10 protein-coding genes are annotated in these 23,950 nt (G+C 69.9%); 8 read left to right on the top strand and 2 right to left on the bottom strand.

The features are described from left to right. Nucleotides 1-6: 6 nt before the first annotated feature. The 4 genes from POF43_RS15590 to POF43_RS15575 all read left to right on the top strand — a co-directional run bounded on the left by POF43_RS15590 (nucleotide 7) and on the right by POF43_RS15575 (nucleotide 8,626). Complete coding sequence (locus POF43_RS15590) at nucleotides 7-1,053, top strand: hypothetical protein (RefSeq protein ID WP_271315278.1); 1,047 nt, start codon at nucleotides 7-9, stop codon at nucleotides 1,051-1,053. Beyond that, a complete protein-coding gene (locus POF43_RS15585) occupies nucleotides 1,053-1,715 on the top strand; it encodes a hypothetical protein (RefSeq protein ID WP_271315279.1) in 663 nt (220 codons plus the stop codon). The genes POF43_RS15590 and POF43_RS15585 overlap by 1 nt, the downstream gene beginning before the upstream one ends. Nucleotides 1,716-1,911: 196 nt before the next feature. Then, on the top strand, nucleotides 1,912-7,500 hold the full coding sequence (locus POF43_RS15580) for a WD40 domain-containing protein (protein WP_271322791.1): 5,589 nt from the start codon (nucleotides 1,912-1,914) through the stop codon (nucleotides 7,498-7,500). 256 nt (nucleotides 7,501-7,756) lie between these two features. Continuing rightward, nucleotides 7,757-8,626 carry a GNAT family N-acetyltransferase gene (locus POF43_RS15575; protein ID WP_271322790.1) on the top strand — a complete coding sequence of 290 codons (870 nt, stop codon included), beginning with the start codon at nucleotides 7,757-7,759 and terminating at the stop codon, nucleotides 8,624-8,626. 54 nt (nucleotides 8,627-8,680) lie between these two features. Here the strand turns inward: POF43_RS15575 and POF43_RS15570 are convergent, their stop codons facing one another. Next, complete coding sequence (locus POF43_RS15570; RefSeq protein ID WP_271322789.1) at nucleotides 8,681-9,229, bottom strand: TetR/AcrR family transcriptional regulator; 549 nt, start codon at nucleotides 9,227-9,229, stop codon at nucleotides 8,681-8,683. 181 nt (nucleotides 9,230-9,410) lie between these two features. Between POF43_RS15570 and POF43_RS15565 the strand changes: the two genes are divergently transcribed. Then, nucleotides 9,411-9,824: a hypothetical protein gene (locus POF43_RS15565; RefSeq protein ID WP_271322788.1), complete on the top strand. Its 414-nt coding sequence runs from the start codon at nucleotides 9,411-9,413 to the stop codon at nucleotides 9,822-9,824. Nucleotides 9,825-10,042: 218 nt separating this feature from the next. Here the strand turns inward: POF43_RS15565 and POF43_RS15560 are convergent, their stop codons facing one another. Next, nucleotides 10,043-11,014 carry a serine/threonine-protein kinase gene (locus POF43_RS15560; RefSeq protein WP_271322787.1) on the bottom strand — a complete coding sequence of 324 codons (972 nt, stop codon included), beginning with the start codon at nucleotides 11,012-11,014 and terminating at the stop codon, nucleotides 10,043-10,045. A 244-nt stretch (nucleotides 11,015-11,258) separates the two neighbouring features. Here POF43_RS15560 and POF43_RS15555 point away from each other — a divergent pair, with 244 nt between their 5' ends. From POF43_RS15555 to POF43_RS15545, 3 genes are all read left to right on the top strand, one after another. After that, nucleotides 11,259-16,532 carry a DEAD/DEAH box helicase gene (locus POF43_RS15555; protein WP_271322786.1) on the top strand — a complete coding sequence of 1,758 codons (5,274 nt, stop codon included), beginning with the start codon at nucleotides 11,259-11,261 and terminating at the stop codon, nucleotides 16,530-16,532. A 119-nt stretch (nucleotides 16,533-16,651) separates the two neighbouring features. After that, on the top strand, nucleotides 16,652-19,636 hold the full coding sequence (locus tag POF43_RS15550) for a DUF8741 domain-containing protein (protein WP_271323131.1): 2,985 nt from the start codon (nucleotides 16,652-16,654) through the stop codon (nucleotides 19,634-19,636). Continuing rightward, on the top strand, nucleotides 19,633-23,787 hold the full coding sequence (locus POF43_RS15545; protein ID WP_271323130.1) for an Eco57I restriction-modification methylase domain-containing protein: 4,155 nt from the start codon (nucleotides 19,633-19,635) through the stop codon (nucleotides 23,785-23,787). Before POF43_RS15550 ends, POF43_RS15545 begins: the two co-directional genes overlap by 4 nt. Nucleotides 23,788-23,950 lie beyond the last annotated feature (163 nt).

Raw genomic sequence — 23,950 nt, 5'->3', positions numbered from 1 at the left:
AGGGCTATGATTTTTCACATGACCCCGGGGAATGTGCGGGTCACGACCGGTGCTCCGCCAGGGCGGATTTCTCGTGCGGCAACGCTGTCGTGGACCTGGTTACGACGCAATATCGATACGGCAGTCACTCTCGCGGCGGCCGTGATCATCAGCATCTTGGGCCTGGCATCCACCATTGCGCCGGACATGCTGGAGAGCGCGATTCTCGGTGTCCTGGCCCTGCTGGCGATCGTGGCGATCCGGGACCGGGACCGGATCGACGCCCGCGACGAGGCGACCGCCGAGGCCGCCGAGCGGACCAGTCGGTCGATGGCGCGCGTCAGCGAGGATCTGCAGTTCGTCAGAGGCTTCCTTGAGGCGGGCCCGGAGATTCAGGTACTGCACGGCGAGGAGATCGAGCGCGGGCTGGCCGCCGCGCGTGACGGCGCGCCCAACTGGCTGTTCCGCGGCGGCATCGGCACCTACTTCCGGACGGTCACTCTGCCGCAGGTCGTGGAGCAGGCCCGGTCCGGCTCCCGCAGCCTTTCCTTACGCCTGGAAATCCTCGATCCCGCCGACGAAGTGGCCTGCGGCCGGTACCTGCGCCACCGCCAGTCGCAGGCGAACAGCGGGGAGTTATGGAACCGCCGGCAGGTCGAGCGCGAGTGCTTCGCCACCGTTCTCGCATGTTGCTGGTACCGGAAGCGCTATCCGCGACTGCGGGTGGAGATCGGCCTGTCACGGACCGTCCGGGCCATGCAGTACGACCTGTCCGACGACGCGCTGTTCATCACCCAGGAACCCCCTCTCCGGCCGGCGCTCAAGGCGCCCAGCGGCCGTGAGCTGTACGCATACGCGCGCACCGAACTCGACATCAGCTTCGACGAGGCACGGCCCGTCGATCTGGAGCTCGTACGCGACGTCCCCATCGACACCGGCAACGGCGGCCCCACCCACAACGAGGTGCGCCGCTTGTTCACCACGCTGCGCCTGCCGCTGCCGGCAGCCTACGGCGACGCCGACATCGCCGACATCGTCAGGCGCGCGCTGCACCACGAGAACGCGAACCCCTGATGCAGGGCTCCCTCTTCGCCCGCGACGCGTGGTCCGCGTCGTCGCACCAGGGGTTCGTTCGCAGATGCGTGAGCGTCCTGGACGACATCGTGGCGCGGAGGTGCGAACTGGCGGCCGTCCTGCATCCGCTCGGTTTCCTCTGCCTGCCGCTCGTGCGCGAGCCCGGCTGGGGGGTCTGCATCCATGTGTGGACCAGCCGGTTCCCGGCTCGCCGTCCGACCACTTCCGGTATCCACGCCCACTCGTGGGACCTGGAGAGTTTCGTCCTCTACGGCGTGCTCGGCAACGCGGTCTTCGACGTCGCACCGGCCGGGACGGCCGGGACGTACCAACTGCTGGAAGTCGTCAGCAGATCGGACGGCGACGAGATCCTGCCGACCGGTCGGCGGGTCTCGTGCACGGAGGTGTCGCGGGATCTGATCAGCAGCGGCGAGGTCTACCGTCTGCCGACCGGGGTCCTGCACGAGACGTTCCTCGGGGCCGACCCCGAGGCCGCGACGCTCGTGCTCGCGCAGACCCAGGACCTGCCGGACCGCGTGCTGGGCCCGGTCGACCTGTGCGCGCACGTTGTGACCAGGCAGCGGTGTACCGCCGACGACACCCGCGCAGTCGCGCGGATGGTCCGCGACCGGCTGGTCGACGGTGGCGGGGTGGTGCGATGACGACCGGACCCGTGCCGGTGACAGATCTGGTCGGACGGTGGCGGATCGCGGTCCCCGGGACGACCGGCCGACAGTGGGAGGCGGATGTGTACAACCATCTGATGCTGTGCCCGGAGGGCCTCGAACGGAGAGACGGAACCCGTGGCGGTGGCAGCGGCTCTTCCGGCCGTACCGCCCGGAGCCGGGGCGTAAGGGCGTGAGTGGCCCCCCGGATTTCTTCATCAGCTACACCCCCACCGATGAGAAGTGGGCGGTGTGGATCGCCGCCACCCTGGAGAACGCCGGCTTCCGGACGATGCTCCAGGCATGGGACTTCGTGCCCAGCGACAACTTCATCGAACGCATCGACAGCGGCATCACCGAGTCGTCCGTGATCATCGCCGTGCTGTCGCCGCGTTACCTGCAGTCCCGCTACGGCCGGATGGAGTGGCAGTCCGCATTCCGTTCGTCGCCGGACGACCCGCAGCGGCGGCTCCTGCCGATCCTGGTGGAGGACTGCGAGCTGGACGGCCTCCTCGCCCAGATCACCTACCTGGACCTCGTCGGCGTCCTCGATCGGCGGGACGCCGAGGAACTCCTGCTGAAGCGCGTGCGCGCGGCCCTCGCCGGCCGGATCAGACCCGAGGCGCCGCCCGCCTTCCCCCGCACGCCCGCGTCGGCGTCAGGACGCCAACCCCGAAGGATCCCGATGACCATGCCGATGTTTCCGCTCGACCGGGCACCTCGCGTCGAGGGCCCGGTGAGCATCCTGCACGTGGCCGGTCCGTCCTTCGGACGGGACGTCGCCGTCACCCCGACCCGGATCGTCGGCCAGGTCCGCAGGATGGAGGACGCCGGAGCCCCCCCGCCCGTCCTGCTGGTCATTCCGGGCGGGCTGACCGCGGACGCCGCCAAGCACGACTTCAAACGGGCCGCCGAGTTCATCCACGAACTCCGGACCGGACTGGACCTGCGGCCCGACCGGGTCGTCATCGTGCCCGGTCCCGGCGACGTGAGTATGAAGCAGTTGGAAACGTACTTCATCGAGTGCGAGGACGAAGGCGTACCGACGATCCCTCCCTACCACCGCAAGTGGAAACGCTTCGAGGCGCTGTTCAACGCCTTCTACGAGGGCATGAACGGCACCTACTTCGGAGCCGGCGCGCCGTGGACGAAGTTCACCGTCCCCGATCTGCGGATCGCGGTGGCCGGCTTCAACACCACGTACGCCATGACCACCCGCGAGAACGGCCGGCGCGGCTGCATCGGCGACGAGCAGACCAACGCGTTCAGCCCGTGGCTGCGCGACCAGGAGCGGCTCGGCTGGCTGCGGATCGGCGTGATGGCCCACGCGCCGGTCGTCGATCAGCTCGACAACGCCGAGGACTTCCGGACGGACCTCACCGGGCACCTGAACCTGCTGCTCCACGGCGGCCGCATCGACGTGGAGTCCCCCCAGGTCCCGGCCTTGTCCCTGCCGGACGCCGGCCGGGCGGAGATCGTCACGGTGACCCCGGACGGGTACACCCGCTGGGGACCGTCGCAGCCCCCGTTCCGGGTCCGGTGCGGCTGGCAGGACGCGGACGCGGCCTTCGGCGAGGACCGGGAGGCGCGGCTGGCCGACGATCCCCGGATCACGACCGATCCCACGACAAGCCTCCTCCAGCGTCTGCGGGAGGCGTGCGAGGTCCGCTACACGAACCCCCGCATCCGGTTGATCGACCAGAGCCCGCCCTACCTCAACATCACCTACGCGGTCGACCGGGTGGTCGTCCGGACGTGTCTGGTACCGCACGCCGGTACGCCTGCGCTCGACGACGTCGACCACGCGCTGCGGATCGCAGCGGAGCAGGAGGGGCAGGTCGAGCTGATCTACACCGGTGACCGCCCCCCGGACGACGTGTTCGCCCGTGCGCGGTCCGGGATGGTCGAGGTACGCAGCCTCATCGAGTTCCAGGGGCTGCTCGACCTGCGGGACTACGTCGCGAAGCAGACCGCCGGCCTCCTCGACAACAGGGTGTACCCGCCCGGGCTCTACGTGCCCCAGCGGTTCTCGGTGGTGGGCCGGGCCGACCAGCCGGCCGGCGACGACCTCGTCGCCGAAGTCCTGGAGACCCTCAGGAGCGACGAGGGGCAGTTCGTCCTGCTGCTGGCCGACTTCGGCAGCGGCAAGACGTTCTCGATGCGCGAGCTGGCCCGGCGGGCGCCCGACGAACTGCCCGACGTGATCCCGATGCTGATCGAGATGCGCAAACTCGAAAAGGACCACTCGATCGAGGAGCTCATCGCCAGTCACCTGGCGGAGCGGGGGGAGCGCAAGGTCGACCTCGCCGCCTTCGACTACATGCTGCGCGAAGGGCGCATCCTGCTGCTGTTCGACGGCTTCGACGAGTTGCTGACCCGTACCACCTACGAGCGGGCGGCCGACCGACTCGACATGGTGCTGAACGCCGCCGTCGGCAAGGCGAAGATCGTGCTCACCAGCCGGAGCCAGCACTTCCAGTCCCAGGAGCAGGTGTTCACCGCCCTGGGCGAACGGGTCGGCCGGCTGCCGCAACAGCGGGTCTTCAGCATCCAGCGGTTCACCGACGCGGACATCCGGACCTACCTGTTCAACCACTTCGGCCACGACGCCCAGAAGGCCGACGAACGGCTGCGGCTCCTGCGAGGCGTCGACAACCTCACGACCCTCGCCCAGAACCCCCGGATGCTCAGCTTCATCGCCCAGCTGGACCTGGGGCGGCTGCGCGAGGTGGCGGACGAAGGCCGGGTACTTTCGGCCGCCGGACTCTACAAGGAGATCCTCACCGCATGGCTGGCCCATGAAGAACAGCGACAGGCCAACAACAACACCACCCGCACCCGCGGCCTCACCATCGACCAGATGTGGTTCGCCGTGACCCAGTTGGCGATCCGTCTGTGGGAGTCGGGCGAGGAACTGCTGAGCCCGCCCGACATCGCGGAGATCGCCGCCACCCTGGACAGCATCGCCGAGGCCGCGATGAGCACCGACGAGGCCACCCAGGCGATCGGATCCGGGACCCTGCTCGTCCGCACCGAGGCCGACCTGTTCGGCTTCATCCACACATCGGTGATGGAGTGGCTGATCGCACAGGAGATCGCGCGGCGACTCGACGGCGGTGAGGACAACCCGGCGCTGCTCGCGCAACGGCTACTCACCCAGCTGACCATAGACTTCCTGTGCGATCTCGCGCAGAGCGACAAGTGCACGGCGTGGGCGGAGGGGAACGTCGGCAACGACACTTTGGCGCAGGACAACGCCAAACGGATGCTCGGCCGGCTGAACGCACCGTCCACCCGGGTGCTGGAACGCACGGACCTGAGCGGTGTCGACTGGTCGAACCGCGAACTTCCGGCCATCAAACTCGCCGGCGCGCGGATCGTCGACGCCTTACTGCAGGACTCGAATCTCACCGGCGCGGACCTGAGTGGCGCGTCGCTCGACGGCAGCCGACTCGACCGTTCCCTGCTCAACGGCGCGAACCTGCGCCGTGCGTCGATGCGGCGCACGCGGCTGGTCGGAGCCGACCTCACCGACGTGATGATCGAGCACGGCGACTGGTACAGGGCCGCCGTCGTGGCCGCAGTCGGCGACGAACCTCTGCGGACGGCACCGGAGTTGCGTCAGGCATCGGTCATTCCCCGCGACCCGATCGACGTCCAGCTGATGCCGTCCGTGGTGAGCGTCCCGTACGGGTTCGACATCAAGTTCGGCCGGCTGCCGCAGAACCTCGCCTACAGCGAAGAGGGGGACCTGCTCGCGATCGGCTGCGACGACGGAGGCGTGCTGGTCCACGACGTGGTCGGCGTCCGGATCATCCGTACGCTGGTCGGACACCGGGACCGCGTCTACGGCGTCGCCGCGCTGTCGGACGCGCGCTTCGTGTCGGTTTCGGCCGACCGGACGGTCCGTTGCTGGAACGCCTTGACCGGCGCGGAGATCTGGCAGTACGGGGGGCTGACCGACTGGGCGTGGCCGCTGACGGTCGATCACCGGAGCAACGCGGTGGTGGTCGGCGACCGGACCGGCGCCGTTTTCCTCCTCGACGCCGCCACCGGCGAGTTGACGTGGAAGATCGAGGATCTGCCGGGGACGGTGTGGACGGCGGCGTTCAGCTCCGACGACCAGTTGCTCGCCGTCGGCGGTTCGGACGCCATGGTGCGCGTGTTCGACGTCTCGACCGGGCGACTGCTGTGGAAGCACCCGGCCGACCGGAACGTCTACCGCGTCGCGATCTCCGCCAGAGGCGGACTGCTCGCGGCCAGCGACGATGCCGGGGTCATCCAGGTGTGGCGGGTCTCGGACGGCACGCCCGTGTCGACCCTCACCGGACATGAGCAGGCGGTCTACACGATCGACCTGCACTCGAACGGATGGCTGCTCGCCTCGGGTGACACCTCCGGCCTGATCAACCTGTGGGACGTCCGCAGCGGACGCCTCCTGAAGTCGCTTCCCCACCACCAGAAGAAGGTGGTCTACCAGGTGCGGTTCAGCCACAAGGGCAAGCTGATGGTGAGCAGCGACAGCGACGGGGGCTGCCAGGTCTGGTCGCTGGACGCGGCCGACGGTGCGGCGTCGATCCGCCCCCTGGTGGGCCTCGCCGGGCACGTGTCATCGGTCTGGCCGCCGGTCTTCCGCAACGACGACCAGGAGATCGCCACGGCGAGCAACGACGAGAGCGTCCGCCTGTGGAACGTGGGCACCGGCCAGTGCACCGCCGAGATCCGCGGCCACGGCCGGCAGATCAGCACGCTCAGCTTCAACGGGACGGGCGGCATGGTGGCCGTGGCCGGCAAGGACGGTCTCGTCCGGATCTGGAACTCCAGGACCGGGAAACAGCTCCACTGCCTGTCCGGCCGGGCGAACCAACTGGTGTCCGCGGTCTTCAGCCCGGTCGCCGACACGGTGGTGACGGGCACCAACGACGGCGGCGCCCAGCGGTTCAACGCCGAGACCGGGCAGATCGAGCGCGAACTCAAACTCAAGACGGTCAGCGTCTGGGCCGAGGCGTTCAGCCCGAACGGTGAGGTCGTCGCGACCGCCAACGACGACGACTCCGTCAGCCTTTGGAACCACCGCACCGGCGCCCAGAACCACAACCTCCAACCGCACAAGGGCCGGGTCAGGTCGATTGCGTTCGCTCCCCAGAACGATCTGCTGGCCACCGGCTGCGACGACGGGAAGGTGCGTATCTGGTCGGTGGGCGAGGGAGTCTGCACGCAGACGCTCGAAGGACACACCGACCGGGTGTACGGCGTCGGGTTCAACCACGACGGGACGCTGCTGGCCAGCGGGGGCTGGGACGGTACCCTCCGGATCTGGTCCCGGGACGGCTGGCGCCTGCTCCGGACGCTCACCGGCCACGGCGGCCGGCTCTGGGCCGTCGCACACCATCCGACGCTCGACGTCGTCGCCTGCGCCGGTGACGACGCCCGGATCCACGTGTGGGACTCCGTGGCGGGTCGCAAGCTGACCGCCCTCGACGCGCACCTGGGCAAGGTCTCCGCGATCACGTTCAGCCCCGACGGCGGCCTGCTGGCCAGCGGCGGCTACGACGGAGTCGTCCGGATCTGGGACACGACGGACCCGTCCGCACCCATCCTGAAGGTGACCCTGATCGGCCAGGGGAAAGGCTGGGCCGCTGTGTCACCGCAGGGCCGCTACAAAGTCCATGACCTCCAGGGCGCATTCTGGTACGCGGTGGGCGGCTGCCGCTTCGAGGCCGGAGAGCTCGACGCCCTGGTTCCCGACGTCGCCCGGATGTTCATGTCACAGGAGTTCTAGCCCCGCGCTCTGCTGGAGCGGGCTGCGCGACGGGAGTGTCCGGCGGCCCGCGCAGGCCCGGTCCTCCGAGTGGACCGGGCCGTGGCCGCGGGCTGCGGTGGACGGCGACGCGGCCGCCGTTCACCGCAGGCCCGGGCCCGCCCACCCGGGAGGCGGCCGCGACACCCCCAGGTCGTCGAACCGGTCGTACCGGCCGCGGAGCGCGGGCCCGCGGAAAACCGGGGGTGGGCGCCCGCCGCATGAGGAATCCTGAAGCATGCGCCCGAACGACTGGCACCTCACGGACGACGTCGACACCTTCCTCGCCCGCGCCGGGGACTTCCTGCGCTCGCGCCCCGCCCTGCACACCGTCCCCCTGACGGTGACCGAGGCCCTGCGGGCGGAAGGCCCGGGCGTCTACGGGCCCGAAGCCCCCGTCTTCGGCTGGCTGGAGCGGGCTGGCGAGGTCCGCGCGGCTCTCTTCCGCACCCTGCCCTTCCCCCTCGTCGTCACCCCGCTCACCCCCGGCGACGCCGACGCGCTCGCCGCCCGGCTCGTCGGCCTCGGCCGCGCCGTCCCCGGCGTCAACGCGGACCGCGAGACCGCCGACGCCTTCGCCGCGGCGTGGCAGCGGCACTCCGGCGCGGCCCCGGCGCTGCGGGAGCAGTTGCGCCTGTACCGCCTCGGCACGCTCACCCCGCCGGCGCCGGCGCCGGCGGGCCGGGCCCGGGTCGCGGGGGAGCGGGACGAGGAGCACCTCATGGCCTGGGCCGGCGAGTTCGCCGCCGCCACCGGCGAGCCCGCCCCCGCGGACGCCCGCTCCTGGGCCGCCTCGCGGATCGCCTCCGGGCGCGTCACCTACTGGGAGGCGCCGGACGGCACCCCCGTCTCCATGGCGGGCACGACCCCCCTCGTCGCCGGCCAGATCCGGGTGGCTCCCGTCTACACCCCGGCCCCCCTGCGCGGGCGCGGGTACGCGGGCGCCGCGACGGCCGAGGTGAGCCGGGCCGCGCTGGCCGCGGGCGCCCGGGAGGTCCTGCTCTTCGCCGACCTGGCCAACCCCACCAGCAACGGCCTCTACCTGCGCATCGGTTACGTCCCCGTCGCCGACTTCGCGGTGTACGCGTTCGGCGCCCCGACGCCGTAGCCGGCGCCTCGCCGCGGCGGCGCGCGGCCGGCCCCGGGGAGGCCCGCGCCCGCGTCAGGCCGGACGGTGCGACGGGGAGCCGAGCCCGGCCGCGCGCGCCTGCGCCTCGTCCAGCGCCGCCGCGGCGTGCACCGGGAAGGGCTCGGCGCCGTCCGACCCCATCCAGCGCTCGACGGCGACGGAGAACGCGAGCATCGCCAGCTGCGCCCCCAGCCGGGCGGTCAGTTCGCCCGCGCCGCGCTCCCGCAGGGCGGCGTCGATCGCCGCGGCGATCCGGGCGTGCTTGAGCAGCCCCCGCTCCTGGACCTCGCTGTTCGCCGCGGCCACCCGCACGCGCCGGGCGGCCTTGGCCCGCTGCTGCGGCGTCATCACGTTCCCGGCGGCCGCGAACGCCGCCCGGAGGCACCCGTCCGGCGCCGTGCCCGGCGCGGCGGCGCGGATGCCGTCGGCGAAGAGCCCGGCCAGCACGTCCTCACCGCCGAACAGGACTTCCCGCTTGTCGGCGAAGTGCCGGAAGAACGTGGCGCGGGTCAGGCCGGCGCGGTCCGCGATCTGCGCGACGGTCGTCTCCTCGTACCCGTTCTCCGCGAACAGCTCCAGCACGGCGGTCTCCAGGCGGTCACGTGCGTCCGGCGCCCATCTGCTCGCCCCCGGCCATAAGCGCGGCGACCGGACGGGAGGGCGGGGACGCCCAGTGATGCGACGTAGTCGCATAGTGGGTGTGGTGAACAGGGTCCGGCCGAGCAGGTCGAGCAGGGGGTTGAGGGCGTCGGAGACAACGCCCTTGAAGAACGAGTTGATCGCGTCGGCGATCCAGCCGGAGATCCCGCCGCCGGAAGCGCTGGACGTGTCGCCAGCCGGTTCGGCTGTCGGGGCCGTCGGGGGTGCGGTGGATGCGGGAGCTGGTGAACGGCGCCTCGGCGGACCGGTCGGTGAGGGACGGCGGATGAGCCGCGACGAGATCCGCGAAGTTGTCGAAGCCCTTGGCGGCCTACTCAAGGTGTTGCGCTCCGCAGACGCGGCCGACGTCGCCGAGGTCTACCGGCAGCTCGGACTCACGCTCACCTACGACCACGAAACGCAAAAGGTGCTGGCCGAGACTCAGCCAGCACCCATGTGCCTAATGGTCGTGTCCGAGGACCGACACGCCCACTACGCCCATGCCCTCAACCAGCGGACGACACTAGTCGTAGCCTAGGTTGGAGTGCGGCAGTCGGCAATGGAGCGATCTACCTCCAGGCCGTCACCGAAATGCTGGAGATCTCCTGGGCAGGGCTGCATGCAGAAGGTGGTAGGTCTGGATTCCCCTTCCGGCAGTCGTATGGGCGGTGGCTCGGCAACCACTCAGGGAAGCTCGGAATCCTCACACTTAGCGTGAGAAGTCCATCGCTCAGCAGGTGTGGGCAGACGCATACGTCAGCCCGGCCGGCCTGGCTGCGGAGTCCTTGCCCAGGAGCGCACTGGGCGGGCTTCCGGCCCCATGGGGTGTCGGAAGGGGCGCAGTGGATCGACCTCGGCCCAAGGAGTGAGCGCGGCCGCTGGGTCGCCGCGTTCGGGGAGCCAAGAAGCGAGCCGTAGCCAGACCTCGCCGGCGTGGGACGGGCGATCTTCCGGTGCCTTGGCGAGGAGCCCGAGTACGAGGGCTTCCAGATCCTTGGGGGCATCGGGGCGCAGGTCGCGCAGGGGGATCGGCGGGTGGTCGAGGATCAGGCCGGGAAGCATGAGGTCCGAGCGGTGCTCGAAGACGGGTTCGCCGGTGAGCATCTTGTGGAGCAGGCAGCCGAGCGCGTACAGGTCGGTACGGTGGTCGACCGGTTTGCCCAGGATCTGTTCGGGCGCCATGCACTCCAGGCTGCCCGGCCGCTCGCCCGTGGTGGTGAGCCTGCGGGTGCCGGGTTCGAGGAAGGCGGCGACGCCGAAGTCGAGGACCTTGACCACGCCGTCGGTGCGGATGATGACGTTACGGCCCTTGAGGTCGCGGTGGACGACGTCGCGGGCGTGCACGGAGCCGAGGACGGAGGCGATCTGCACCCCGACCGAAGCTGTCTCCTCAATGCTCAGCCGTTCCAGTTCGGCGATCCGGTCTTCAAGGTCGACGCCGGTCACGTACTGCATGACCAGGAACCGTGTGCCCCGTTCCTCGCCGAGGTCGTAGACGGTGGCGATGCCGGTGTGGTCGAGGCGTGCTGCGGCGCGGGCCTCGCGCCGGAAGCGTTCGGCATCCCGGGTGCGCTGGTCCTGTGTCAGGCCCGCGGCCATGTTCATGGTCTTGAGCGCGACGTCGCGGCCGAGGTGTTCGTCGTGGGCGAGCCAGACGACACCCATGCCGCCGGATCCGATCTCCCGCTTGATCCGGTAGCGCTTGGCGATCACAGGTCCGATGTCCATGTGCGGGGCGACTCCGTCCGCGTCCGTCTTCGTGGCCCGACGCGTCCGCCGGGCGGGCACCTCGGACAGAGTGTGGCATGAGCACGTTGCTTGGCGAAACCGCCCGCATGAGCCGACTGTCGATTGACTGAGTTCACAATTGCATGTTGTGATGTACGACGTACGATCAAGGGGAGTGTGGCGCACCGCGGCTGGCGAGTGGCTACCGTTGCTCCGGACCGCGTCGGGAACAAGTGGGGAACACGTGGACGTCTTCAAGGTGCACCAGCGGCTCATCCGGGACTACAAGGAGTACACGTCCGGGTCGGTGGTGATCGACGACCGGCGCATCGACGCCAAGGTGTCGAAGTCGCTCGCCGACGGAGACCAGTGGCCCAACCCCTACCTTTCCCTCAACCCGAGCTTCGCGCCCGGCGGTTCGGTTGAGGATCTCGCGCGGCCGGAAGGACTGCTTCACCCGGCGTGTGCGGACATCTTCCGTACGGGCAAGGACGAGCGGGGCGGCACCGTCCGCCCGATCCACTTCCACCAGCACCAGCTGGAGGCGATCAAGGCGGCCGACTCCAGGGACTCGTACGTCCTGACCACCGGCACCGGCTCCGGCAAGAGCCTCGGCTACATCGTGCCGATCGTCGACCGGGTGCTGCGCGAGAAGGAGGCCGGCGCCGCGCCCGGCATCAAGGCGATCATCGTCTACCCCATGAACGCCCTCGCCAACAGCCAGGAGCGGGAGCTGGCGAAGTTCCTCACCGCCGGATACGGCGAGGGGAACGAGCCGGTCACCTATGCCCGTTACACCGGTCAGGAGAAGGAGGACGAGAAGGAGGCCATCCGCGAGTCCAAGCCCGACATCCTGCTGACCAACTACGTGATGCTGGAGCTGATGCTCACCCGGCCCAAGGAGCGAGAGAAGCTCATCGGGGCGGCCAAGGGGCTGCGCTTTCTCGTCCTCGACGAGCTGCACACCTACCGGGGGCGGCAGGGCGCCGATGTCGCCATGCTGGTGCGGCGCGTACGCGAGGCCTGCCAGTCGCCCGGCCTGCAATGCGTGGGTACGTCCGCGACGATGGCCACCGGGGGCACGCCCGCCGCGCGCCGCCGTGAGGTCGCCCGCGTCGCCTCGACCCTCTTCGACACGGAGATCTCCCCGGAGCGGGTGGTCGGCGAGACCTTGGTGCGGGCGACCCGGAACGCAGTGCCCACGCCGTCCGAGCTCGCCGCGCGGGTACGGGAGAACAACCCTCCGGCTGAGTACGGGCGGCTGGCCGCCGATCCGCTGGCTCACTGGATCGAGACCACCTTCGGCCTGGTCGAGACCAAGGACGAGGACGGCAGCACGCTCCTGGTCCGCGCCAAACCGGTCACCGTGGAGGCCGCCGCTCTGCGCCTGCGCTCCGAGGCGTTCGGCATTGAGGAGGGCGAGCCGGAGGAGCGCTGGTACGAGGCCTGCGCGGAGGCCATCCGTGCCACCCTCCAGGCGGGGGCGGCCGCCCGCAGCGAGGAGGGCAACCGCCCGCTGTTCGCCTTCAGGCTGCACCAGTTCCTGTCCAAGGGCGGATCTGTCTACGTCTCCCTGGAGGGAGAGGCCGACCGCCACATCACCCGCACATACCAACAGCGCGTCCCGAACGCCCCCGAGAAGCTGTTGCTGCCGCTGTCCTTCTGCCGCGAATGCGGACAGGAGTATGTGATGGTGGCCCGCGACCAGGAGGGCGACGGCAGCGTCGCCTTCCGTACGCGCGAGGACGAGGACGACGAGCAGGGATATCTGTACATCTCGGCCGCCAACCCGTGGCCGGAGCAGGTCGGCGACGCCATCGAGCAGCGGCGTTTCCCCGACAGCTGGCTCACCTTCGACGAGCGCAAGGGCACCCCGGTGCTCACCGCGAGCCGCAGGAAGCGGGCGCCGCAGCCGGTGTGGGTGCGCCCGGACGGCGCCGGTGGGGGAAGAGCGAACGGTGGCATCTACGCGGCGTACCTGCCTGCACCGTTCCTCTTCTGCCTGGAGTGCGGTGTCGGGTATGAGCAGGTCAAGGAGCGCGACTTCGCCAAGCTGATGACCCTCGACCAGGAGGGCCGCTCGACCGCCACCTCCGTCATCAGCGCCTCGATCGTGCGTCACCTCAAGAGCATTCCCGAGGGAGAACTCAAGCAGGACGCCCGGAAGTTGCTCACCTTCGTCGACAACCGACAGGACGCGAGCCTGCAGTCGGGCCACTTCAACGACTTCGTCATGGTCACGCAGCTGCGCGGCGCCCTCTACCGGGCGATGGCCGCGGCCGGCGACAAGGGGTTGCGCTGGAAGCGGCTCGGCGAAGAGGTAGTGGTGGCGATGGGGCTCTCCCCGCACGAGTATGCGGCCAAGCCCACTGAGATCGAGGAACTCGCCGAGAGCACGCTCGAGTCACTGGCCGCGGTCGCCGAGTACCGCCTCTTCCTGGACCTGGAACGCGGCTGGCGCGTCACCATGCCCAACCTGGAGCAGACCGGGCTGCTCGGCCTTGAGTACGCGGGTCTGGAGGCGATCGCCGGCGAGGAGGACCGGTGGCAGGACACTGCGGGCCCGCTGCGTACGGCCACCCCAGAGGTGCGCCACCGGCTGTCCACGGTCCTCATGGATGAGCTGCGCCGCCAGCGCGCCGTGGACACGCCCTACTTCACCGAGGCCAAGTTCGCCGAACTGCGCAAGGAGTCGGCCCGGCTCAACGACGCGTGGGGGATCGCCGACACGGAGGCGGCGCCCCCTCCGGCCAAGTTCGCCGTGGCACGGGCCGGACGCCCCGGCCGCACCGGGCGCGACCGCAGCGAGCTGAACCTCACGGGACGCACCGCGTTCGGCCGCCATGTCCGAAAGGACACCACCTTTCCCGACTGGGGGCAGGGACTCTCCCTCGACGAGGCCCAGGACATCATCCGCGGCCTGCTCTGGGTCCTGGCGGACGGCGGAGTCCTGACCGAGGTCTCCCAGGGGCGGGGTGAGGAGCCCGGCTACCGAATCAACCACACGGTCATCCGCTGGCACGCCCGCGACGACGACCACGGCGCCGTGGACCGCCTGCGCCGCACCTACCGCGACGAGCGCGGGCCCCGCGTCAACGCCTTCTTCAAGCGGCTCTACCAGGACATCGCCGCCACCTTCGCCGGTCTGCACGCCGCCGAGCACACGGCCCAGGTCCACCCCGACGTCCGCCAGGAGCGCGAGGATCTGTTCGGCGAGGGCACCCGGCTCCCACTCCTGTACTGCTCGCCGACGATGGAACTCGGCGTCGACATCAAGAGCCTCAACGCGGTCAACCTGCGCAACGTGCCGCCGACACCCGCCAACTACGCACAGCGTTCGGGCCGTGCCGGCCGCAGTGGACAGCCCGCGCTCGTCACCACGTACTGCGCGACCGGTAACAGCCACGACCAGTACTACTTCACCCGGCGCGCGCAGATGGTGTCCGGTGTTGTCGCCCCGCCCCGGCTCGACCTGGCGAACGAGGATCTGCTCGCCTCCCATGTGCACGCGATCTGGCTCGCCGAGACCCGGCTCGATCTCGGCGCCAGCATGGCCAGGCTGATCGAGTCCGACGGCGACAACCCGTCGCTGGAACTTGCGTCATCGGTGGCCGGGGCCATCGACGAGCCGGCCGCCCGGCGCCGCGCTTTGGCGCGGGCCCGTACCGTCCTGGACGGTTGTGGCGACCTGCTGCGTGCCACGTCCTGGTGGCACGAGCGGTGGCTGGAGCAGACCGTCGAGGGCGCGCCGGGCAGCTTCCGCAAGGCGTGCGGGCGCTGGAAGAACCTCTTCAGGCAGGCCCTCGAAGAGCGCGAGATCCAGCACCGCAACATTCTCAACCGCACCGCCACGGGCCGCTCCAAGGACCAGGCCAAGCGCCGCCGCGCCCAGGCTGAGAGCCAGCTCGCGCTGCTGCGCAACGAGCAGGGCGGCGAGCGGACCGTGATGTCGGATTTCTTCCCGTACCGCTACTTCGCCTCCGAGGGCTTCCTGCCGGGCTACTCCTTCCCCAGGCTGCCGCTCGCCGCCTACATCCCGGGCACCGGCCGCACCAGCCGCGGCGGCTACGACGGCGACTACCTGCAGCGCTCCAGGTTCATCGCGATCCGCGAGTTCGGGCCCGGCGCGCTCATCTACCACGAGGGCAGCCGCTACAAGGTGGACCGGGTGCAGCTGCCGCCGGACACCGCGGGTGAGCTGACCACCGAGAGCGCGAAGGTCTGCGGGGCCTGCGGCTATCTGTCCCCGGAGGAGCAGCACGAGGACGTTTGCATGGGCTGCGGCAGCGGCCTCGGTGACGCGCGGACCGGTCTGCTGCACCTGCACACCGTCTTCACCCACCGCCGCGACCGGATCTCCTCCGACGAGGAGGAGCGCCAGCGCACCGGCTACAAGGTGGAGATCTCCTACCGCTTCAAGAAACACGAGGACGGCCGCGACGGATCACTGCGCGCCATGGCGCAGACCTCCTCCGGCCGCGCCCTCGCCGAGCTGGCGTACGGCGACAGCGCCACCGTCCGGCTCACCAACCTCGGCTACCGCCGCTCCGTCGCCAAGGGCGAGATCGGCTTCTGGATGGACCCGGTGACGGGCGAGTGGCTCGCGGGCGGCGCGGCCAAGAAGGGCGGTCGGGAGACCCCCCAGGAGCAGGAAGGGCTCGCGGACGCCGAGAAGGCGAACCGCAAGATGCCGGTGATCCCGTACGTGCAGGACACCCGGAACATCCTCGTCCTCCAGCTGGCCGAGCCGGTCGACCGGGACACCGCCGTCACCCTCCAGTACGCCCTGGAGCGGGGCATCGAGGCGGAGTTCCAGCTGGAGGACGCCGAACTCGACACCGAAGAGCTGCCGCCGTACGACGGGCCGCGTGAGCGGTTGCTGTTCATCGAGAGCGCGGAGGGCGGCGCGGGCGTGCTCCGGCGTCTGCAGGCCGAGCCCGGAGCTCTGGCCCGCGCCGCGCGCAAGGCCTTGGAAATCGCCCACTTCGACCAGCTGGGCCGGGACCGGGGAGACGAGAAGAGCAACGGCGACCCGTGCGAGAGGGGCTGCTACGACTGTCTGCTCTCCTTCGGCAACCAGCGCCACCACCGCGTCATCAACCGGCAGCTGGTACGCGAACTCCTCGGAGCCTTCGCGGACGGCACCGTTGGCGCCAGCACCCCGGGCCGTTCACGCGACGAACACGCCGACGCGCTGCGGCAGGGAGCCGACTCCAGCCTGGAGGAGCGCTTCGTCGAATACCTGAGGTCGCACGGGCACCGGCTCCCGGATCACCAGCAGATCACGGTGCGCGAGGCCCTGTCCAAGCCGGACTTCGTGTACGACACCGGATTCGGCCCGATCGCGGTCTTCATCGACGGCCCGCACCACGACCACGACGACATCGTGCTGCGCGACGAGGAGGCGGAGGAACGGCTGAAGGACTTCGGCTGGGAAGTGGTCCGCGTCCGCTACGACGACGACTGGTCCAAGAAGGTCGGTGAGTACCCTCAGGTGTTCGGCGAACCTCGTCGCTGACCTGTGGTCGGACACCCCTCCAAGAAGCGTCGGCCAACGGGTCCAACGACCCGTCGGCTGCCCTCCACACTCCATACGTATGTCACGTCTGCCCGCCCGCACCCACCCGGAAGGCTCGTATGACCACCGCCGCCGCGTCGGCCCCGAAGTACGCCGTCGGCTCCCTCGTCCACGCCCGGGGCCGTGAATGGGTGGTGCTGCCGGATTCCACCGCGGACCTCCTCGTGCTGCGCCCGCTGGGCGGCGCCGATGTCGACATCGCGGGGGTGCTGCCGGGTCTGGAGACCGTGGTGCCCGCCACGTTCGCCCCGCCCACGCCCGGTGATCTCGGCGACCAGCACACCGCCGGTCTGCTGCGCGCTGCCCTGCGGATCGGGTTCCGGGCCGGGGCCGGTCCCTTCCGGTCCCTCGCCTCGATCGCCGTGGACCCGCGCCCGTACCAGCTGGTGCCGCTGATGATGGCGCTGCGCCAGGACACGGTGCGGCTGCTGATCGCCGACGACGTGGGGATCGGCAAGACCGTCGAGGCGGGCCTCATCGCAGCCGAATTGCTCGCCCAGGGCGACGCCCGCGGTGTGGTCGTGCTGTGCTCCCCGGCGCTCGCCGAGCAGTGGCGGACCGAGCTGCGGGGCAAGTTCGGTGTCGACGCGCGTCTGGTGCTGCCCGCCACGATCGGCAGGCTTGAACGCGAGACGCCGTACGGGCAGTCGGTGTTCCGCCCGGACGGCGCCTACGTCGTGTCGACGGACTTCATCAAGTCGCCCCGCCATCGCGAGGACTTCCTGCGCGACTGCCCCGACCTGGTGATCGTCGACGAGGCGCACACCTGTGTCGCGGACTCCACGGCCCAGGTCTCGGCGCGCACCTCGCAGCAGCGCTACGGGTTGCTGCACGCGCTCGCCGACGACCCCGCCCGACACCTGATCCTGGTCACCGCGACCCCGCACAGCGGCAAGGAGGAGCCCTTCCGGCGGCTGCTCGGGCTCCTCGACGGCCGCCTGGCCACGGTGGGCTTCGAGTCCCGCGCGGGCCGTGAGCTGCTCGCCCAGTTCTTGGTGCAGCGCCGCCGCGCCGACATCCGTGAGGACTTCCAGGACGGCGCGCACTTCCCCTCCAGCCGGGACAGCGCCGAGGTCTCCTACAACCTGCACCGCGACTACCGCGCCTTGCTCGCCGAGGTCCTCGCGTACGCTCGCGAGACGGTGCGCTCCGCCGACGGAGCATTGCAACAGCGGCAGCGCTGGTGGTCGACGCTGGCGCTGTTGCGCACCCTGTCCTCCTCGCCCGCCGCCGCCGTCCGGTCCCTGAACACCAGGGCCGGCGTCCAGGAGGCCGACACCGCCGAAGAGGCAGACCGCACCGGGCAGTCGACCGTGTCAGACCCCGCCGACAGTGACAGTGCGCACTCCGCCGACGAGGTCCCGGGCAGTCTGCTTCCCACCGCCACGTCCGGGGCCTACGAAAGCGCCGGTCACGTGAACGCGAACGTGGCAGACAGGCTCGACGCCAAGGAGAAGGCCCGCCTTGTCGCCATGGCCGAGGCCGCGGGCAAACTCGCCGGGCCCACCCGGGACATCAAGCTGAAGAAGCTGGTGGCGATGGTCACCGACCTCCTCGACTCCGGCTACCGGCCGATCGTGTTCTGCCGCTACATCGCCACGTCCGACTACGTCGCAGACCACCTGAAGAAGGTGCTCAACAAGAGGGGTACCGAGCACCCGGTGGCGGTCGCCTCCGTCACCGGCGAGCTCTCGCCCGACATGCGCCTGAACCGGATCGCCGAACTCACCGGCACGGACGAGAACGGCGAGCCGGCCCCCGAACGGCGCGTGCTGGTGGCCACCGACTGCCTTTCCGAGGGGGTCAACCTCCAGGAGTCCTTCGACGCCGTCATCCACTACGACCTGGCGTGGAACCCGACCCGCCACGAGCAGCGCGAAGGCCGCGTCGACCGCTTCGGGCAGCGCACCGACACCGTGAAGGCCCTCACCCTGTACGGGGCGGACAATCCGGTCGACGACATCGTCCTGAAGGTTCTACTGCGCAAGCACGAACGCATCCGCCGCGCCACCGGCATCTCCGTTCCGGTGCCGCAGCAGGCGGAGAGCGCCATGCAGGCGGTCTTCGAAGAGCTGATCCTGCGCAGCGAGACCCCTTCCTTCGAGCAGGAGGGGCTGTTCGAGCGCGAACAGCTTCCCGCCGCCGAGCAGTTGGAGCTCGCCTGGGAATCCTCCGCCGAGCGTGAGAAGGCGTCCCGGTCCCTCTACGCCCAGAACCGGATCAAGAAGGAGGACGTGGCCGCCGAGGTCGCCGAGATCCGTGCCGCGCTCGGCACCGGCGAGGAGGTCAGGGAGTTCACCCGCCGCGCGCTCGGCGCGCTGCGTGGGGCGCCCGCCGACCGCAAGCAGGGCGGGTTCACCGCGCACACCGACGCCCTTCCGCAGGGCCTGCGTGACGCCGTGACCGCGGCGCTCGGCCCTCGCCATCCGCGTCCGGTCGTCTTCCATGACGCGCCGAGCGCCCCGCGCGGGGAGGTGGCGCTCACCCGCACCGACCCGGTGGTGGCCGCGACCGCCCGCTTCGTACTGGACACCGCCCTGGACGAGAGGTTCCCCGCCTGGCAGCGCCCGGCCCGCCGCTGCGGCGTGATCCGTACGAGCGCCGTGCGACGGCCCACGACGATGCTCCTCGTACGGCACCGCTTCCAGCTGAGCCTGCCCACCCGCGACGGCGGCGTACGCACCCAACTCGCGGAAGACGCGAGGGTGGTTGCCTTCCACGGCAGACCCGAGGCGCCCCAGTGGCTGCCCGACGAGGAGGCTCTGGCCCTCTTGGAGGCCCGCGCCACCGGCAACTCCGATCCAGGCTTCGCCGCCGACCACATCGCGTCGATCCTCACCGCCCTCGACACCAGCCTGACGGACGAACTGCGACTGCGCTCCAAGGCGGCCGCGAAGGAACTGGAGGCTTCGCACCACCGGGTCCGCACCGCCGCCCGGGCCCGCCTCGCCGGTCTGAAGGCCGTCCCGCAGGGCGACCCGGACGTCCTCGGTGTCTTCCTCTACCGCCCGGCCGCCACGATCCAGCTGGGAGCCGACGCATGAGCACCGCGAGGACTCTGGTCACCGACACCGTCGCCACCGCCGGCGGACTGCTGCCGTACGACCTCCTCGTACGCATCAAGGAGGGCAAGGAGCAGTCCTGCGCGAAGCCCGCCGACTACCGGCTGTTCGCCAAGGGCGAGTTCGTACGGGACGCCGCCGAGCGCTCCTGGGGTTATCTGCGCGGCGTCTGGGCTGCCTACCAGGACGCGCTCGCCCGCGACGGAGCGGACGACGACACGGGTGTGCACGCAGTGGGGCTCACCACCGAACGCTGGCTGCTGCCCCTGTTCGAGCAGCTCGGCTTCGGCGCGTTGCCCGTTGTGCCGGCGCCTGGCCTGCCCGCCCACGACCACACGAAGGACTTCCCAGTCAGCCACATGTGGGCGCACGTGCCCGTGCACCTCACCGGCTGGAACGTCCCACTGGACACCCGCACCCCCCACGTGGCGACGCAGGCACCGCAGTCCATGGTCCAGGAGTACCTCAACCGCTCCGGCGACAAGGCCCTGTGGGGTGTTCTGTCCAACGGCCGCCAGCTGCGGCTGCTGCGCGAGTCCGCATCGCTGATCGGCTCCGCGTTCATCGAGTTCGATCTCCAAGCGATCTTCGAGGGCAAGCGCTCCGACGACTTCGTCCTCCTGTGGCGCCTGCTGCACCGCACCCGCTTCGAGGGTGACCCCGCCGCGTCCTGCCCGCTGGAGAAGTGGCGCACCGAGGCCATCGACTCCGGCACCCGCGCCCTCAAGGAGCTCCGCAAGGGCGTCGAGACGGCTCTCACGGTGATCGGCTCCGGGCTGATCACTCACCCCGACAACGTGGAGCTGCGCGACGCCCTGCACACTCGCGCCCTCAGCGTTCGCGACCTCCACCCCGCCCTGCTGCGGCTCGTCTACCGGCTGCTCTTCCTCTTCGTCACCGAGGACCGCGGACTCCTCCTCCACCCGGGCGCCGGCGACATCGCCCGCGACCGTTACGAGAAGTACTTCTCCACGGACCGCCTTCGCCGCCTCGCCCGCCGTGCGGGCAGCCCGCACAGCGACCAGTGGGAGGCCCTCACCCTCGTCATCAAGGGCCTCGGTGAGCCCGGCGGGCGTCCCGAACTGGGTCTGCCCGCACTCGGCGGCCTCTTCGAACCCACCTCTGCGGACGGGATGCTGGACGGTCTCGCCCTCACCAATGAGTCCCTGTACGAGGCGGTGCGCGCCCTCGCCGTCATCTTCGACGCCAAGCTCAGCCGGCCCCGCAAGGTCGATTACCGGCATCTGGGCGCGGACGAACTCGGCTCGGTCTACGAGTCGCTCCTCGAGCTCGAACCCCGCCAGGACGACGACGGCTCGTACGTCCTGAAGAAGCTGGACGGCAACGATCGCAAGACCTCCGGCTCGTACTACACGCCCTCGCCGCTCATCGACTGCCTCCTGGACTCGGCTCTCGACCCCGTCATCGAGCGGGCTGTACGCTCGGGCACGACGAGGGAGGAGCGGAAGGCGGCGCTGCTGGCCCTGACCGTGTGCGACCCGGCCTGCGGCAGCGGCCATTTCCTGGTCGCGGCGGCCCGCCGCATCGCCCGCCGGCTCGCGGAGATCGAGACCGACGATCCGGAGCCGGGCGCCGAGGACGTACGCAGCGCCCTGCGCGAGGTCATCTCCCGCTGCGTGTACGGCGTCGACCTCAACCCGATGGCCGTGGAACTCGCCAAGGTCTCCCTGTGGATCGAGGCCATGAAGCCGGGCCGCCCGCTCACGTTCCTCGACGCGCACATCAAGCACGGCAACGGGCTGCTCGGCACGACACCGAAGCTCCTCGCGGGCGGTCTGCCCGACGAGGCGTTCAAGGTCCTTGAGGGCGACGAGTCCAAGGCCGTCAGAAACCTGAAGGCCCGCAACGCGAGCGAGCGGGAGCGGTGGCTGGCGGCGCTGCGGCGCGGCGCCAGCCAGGACGCTCTGTTCTCGGAGCAGCACGCGCTGGAGATCTCCAACGCGGCGATCACCAGAGCGACTTTGGGCATCACGACTTCACCGTCGGAGGAACTGGAGGACGTCCAGAACCAAGCCCGCGCGTACCACGAGCTCACCACCTCCAACGACTACCTGCGAGCCCTGCGACTGGCCGACGCGTGGTGCGCGGCGTTCGTCTGGGAGAAGACCGAGCGGACCGACGGGACCAGGAGAGCGGACGAAGCCCTACCGCCCGCGCTCACTACGGACTCCCTGCTCGCGCTGCACTCCGCCGACGGGGGAGCGAGCCTGTCGGCGGGCACGGTGGAGAAGGTGGCGCGGCTGCGCGAGGAGTACCACTTCTTCCACTGGCACCTGGAGTTCCCGGAGGTGTTCCGGGTGCCGGCCGATCCTGAGGCGCCGGGGGTGGATGAACGTACCGGGTGGAAGGGCGGATTCAGCTGTGTGCTGGGTAACCCGCCGTGGGAGACCCTTGAGTTCAAGACAGAGGAGTACTTCGCCACCAGCGCGCCTGAGATTGCGAAGGCGTCGAACCAGGCTGCGCGGCAGAGACTGATTGACCAGCTTGTCGACAGCGCAGAGGAGGCGGACCGCCTGCTGCACCGGCAGTACGTCGCCGATAGGCGGCTTTCCGACGGATACTCGCATCTGGCTCGGTGGTCTGGCCGGAATCCCTTGGCTGCGCGAGGGAAGCTGAACACATACCCGCTGTTCGCTGAGGCGGCATCTCATGGGATCGCCTCCACCGGACGCTTCGGCCTCGTCCTGCCGACCGGAATCGCCACCGACGCGACGACCGCGCCGTTCTTCTCCGACCTGGTGCGCACCTCACGGCTCGCCTCGTTCCTGGACTTCGAGAACGAGGCGTTCATCCTCAGCCGGGACGTGCACCACTCAGTCCGGTTCTCGCTGCTGACCGTCGCTGGCCGGGGTGAGCGGGTGGATTCGGCGTCCTTCGCGTTCGGCACCCGGTACATGGAGGACCTCGACGAGCGGCGCTTCGCGATGCCGCCCGAGGAGATCCTCCTGGTCAACCCCAACACCGGCACGCTGCCGGTGTTCCGCACCCGCCGCGACGCGGAGATCACCCTCGGGATCTACCGGCGTATCCCCGTGCTCCTCAAGGAGCCTGACGCGGAGGGAAGGGGCGGCTCGAATCCATGGGGTCTCACGTTCCGACAGGGCTTGTTCAACATGGCTTCAGACTCCCACTTGTTCCGAGGAAGGAAGGAACTGGAGGGCGAGGGTTGGAAGCTCAAGGGCAACATCTTCACGCACCCGTCCGACGGGCGGCGCTATCTGCCGCTGTACGAGGCGAAGATGCTCCACCACTTCGACCACCGGCTGGGTACGTTTGAGGGACAGACGCAGGCGCAGGCGAATGTGGGGACGCTGCCGAGGGTTACGGCGGAGCAGCAGGATGATCCGGAGTTCGCGCCGATGCCCCGGTACTGGGTGCCGGAGTTCGATGTGTATTCCGGGAATCGGGACAAGAAGGGCAACCGGATCATGTGGCCGGGGGTGGCCTCTCGGCTCGCTGAGCGGGAGTGGTGGAACGGGTGGTTGGTGGGGTGGCGGGACATCGCCCGGTCCACTGATACGCGGACAACGATTGCCACCGTTCTACCTCCGTACGGAGTCGGTCACACGAGCCCGCTCATGTTCCCGGCGAACGCAAAGGCGGCAGCTCTCCTGCAGGCGTGCATGTCGTCGTACGTCTTCGACTATGTGATCCGCCAGAAGATCGCAGGCACACACCTGACATACGGCTATCTTTACCAGTTGCCCGTTCCTGAGCTGTCGGACTTCGCCGAAGTGCCCGGTGGGGCCAAGTGGTTCATCGATCGAGTTGCCGAATTGGCGTGGACCAGCAGGGACCTGACGGACTTTGCAAATGATCTTGGCTACTCCGGAATGCCGTTCCGCTGGAGCGACGACCGCCGCGCCCTGCTGCGCGCGGAGTTGGATGCAGCGTTGTTCCATATGTACGGGATCAGCCGTGCCGACGTGGACTACGTGATGGAGACGTTTCCGACGGTAAAGAAGCGGGAGGAGACCTTGTGCGGCACCTATCGCACCAAGGACCTCATCCTCGACATCTACGACCGCATGGCGAAAGCCCGCGAGGCCGGCCGCGCGTACCAGACGGTACTGGACCCGCCGCCGGGCCAGGGCCCCCGCCACGAGAGCTGAACCAGGAAGCCGCAGGCGCAGCCGGCCAGTTGGACCGGCTGCGCCGGGAGTCGGTGACGAATCCGGCCCACGTCGTACTCGCGAACGCGAATTGCCGGCATGTCGGTGCGCTGCCGGCGCAGGGTGAGCTGCGCGGACATGCGCTGAGTGAAGTCCACGGGTC

Origin of the sequence: Streptantibioticus silvisoli (assembly GCF_027947535.2) — a bacterium.
In the GTDB taxonomy this organism is placed as follows: domain Bacteria; phylum Actinomycetota; class Actinomycetes; order Streptomycetales; family Streptomycetaceae; genus Streptantibioticus_C; species Streptantibioticus_C silvisoli.
This window is presented reverse-complemented; position numbering and strand designations above follow the sequence as displayed.

Excerpts from the sequence above, each read along its gene's own strand:
- POF43_RS15590 (WP_271315278.1), top strand. The coding sequence starts at position 7 with ATGATTTTTCACATGACCCCGGGGAATGTGCGGGTCACGACCGGTGCT.
- POF43_RS15585 (WP_271315279.1), top strand. The coding sequence starts at position 1,053 with ATGCAGGGCTCCCTCTTCGCCCGCGACGCGTGGTCCGCGTCGTCGCAC.
- POF43_RS15575 (WP_271322790.1), top strand. The coding sequence starts at position 7,757 with ATGCGCCCGAACGACTGGCACCTCACGGACGACGTCGACACCTTCCTC.
- POF43_RS15560 (WP_271322787.1), bottom strand. The coding sequence starts at position 11,014 with ATGGACATCGGACCTGTGATCGCCAAGCGCTACCGGATCAAGCGGGAG.
- POF43_RS15550 (WP_271323131.1), top strand. The coding sequence starts at position 16,652 with ATGACCACCGCCGCCGCGTCGGCCCCGAAGTACGCCGTCGGCTCCCTC.
- POF43_RS15545 (WP_271323130.1), top strand. The coding sequence starts at position 19,633 with ATGAGCACCGCGAGGACTCTGGTCACCGACACCGTCGCCACCGCCGGC.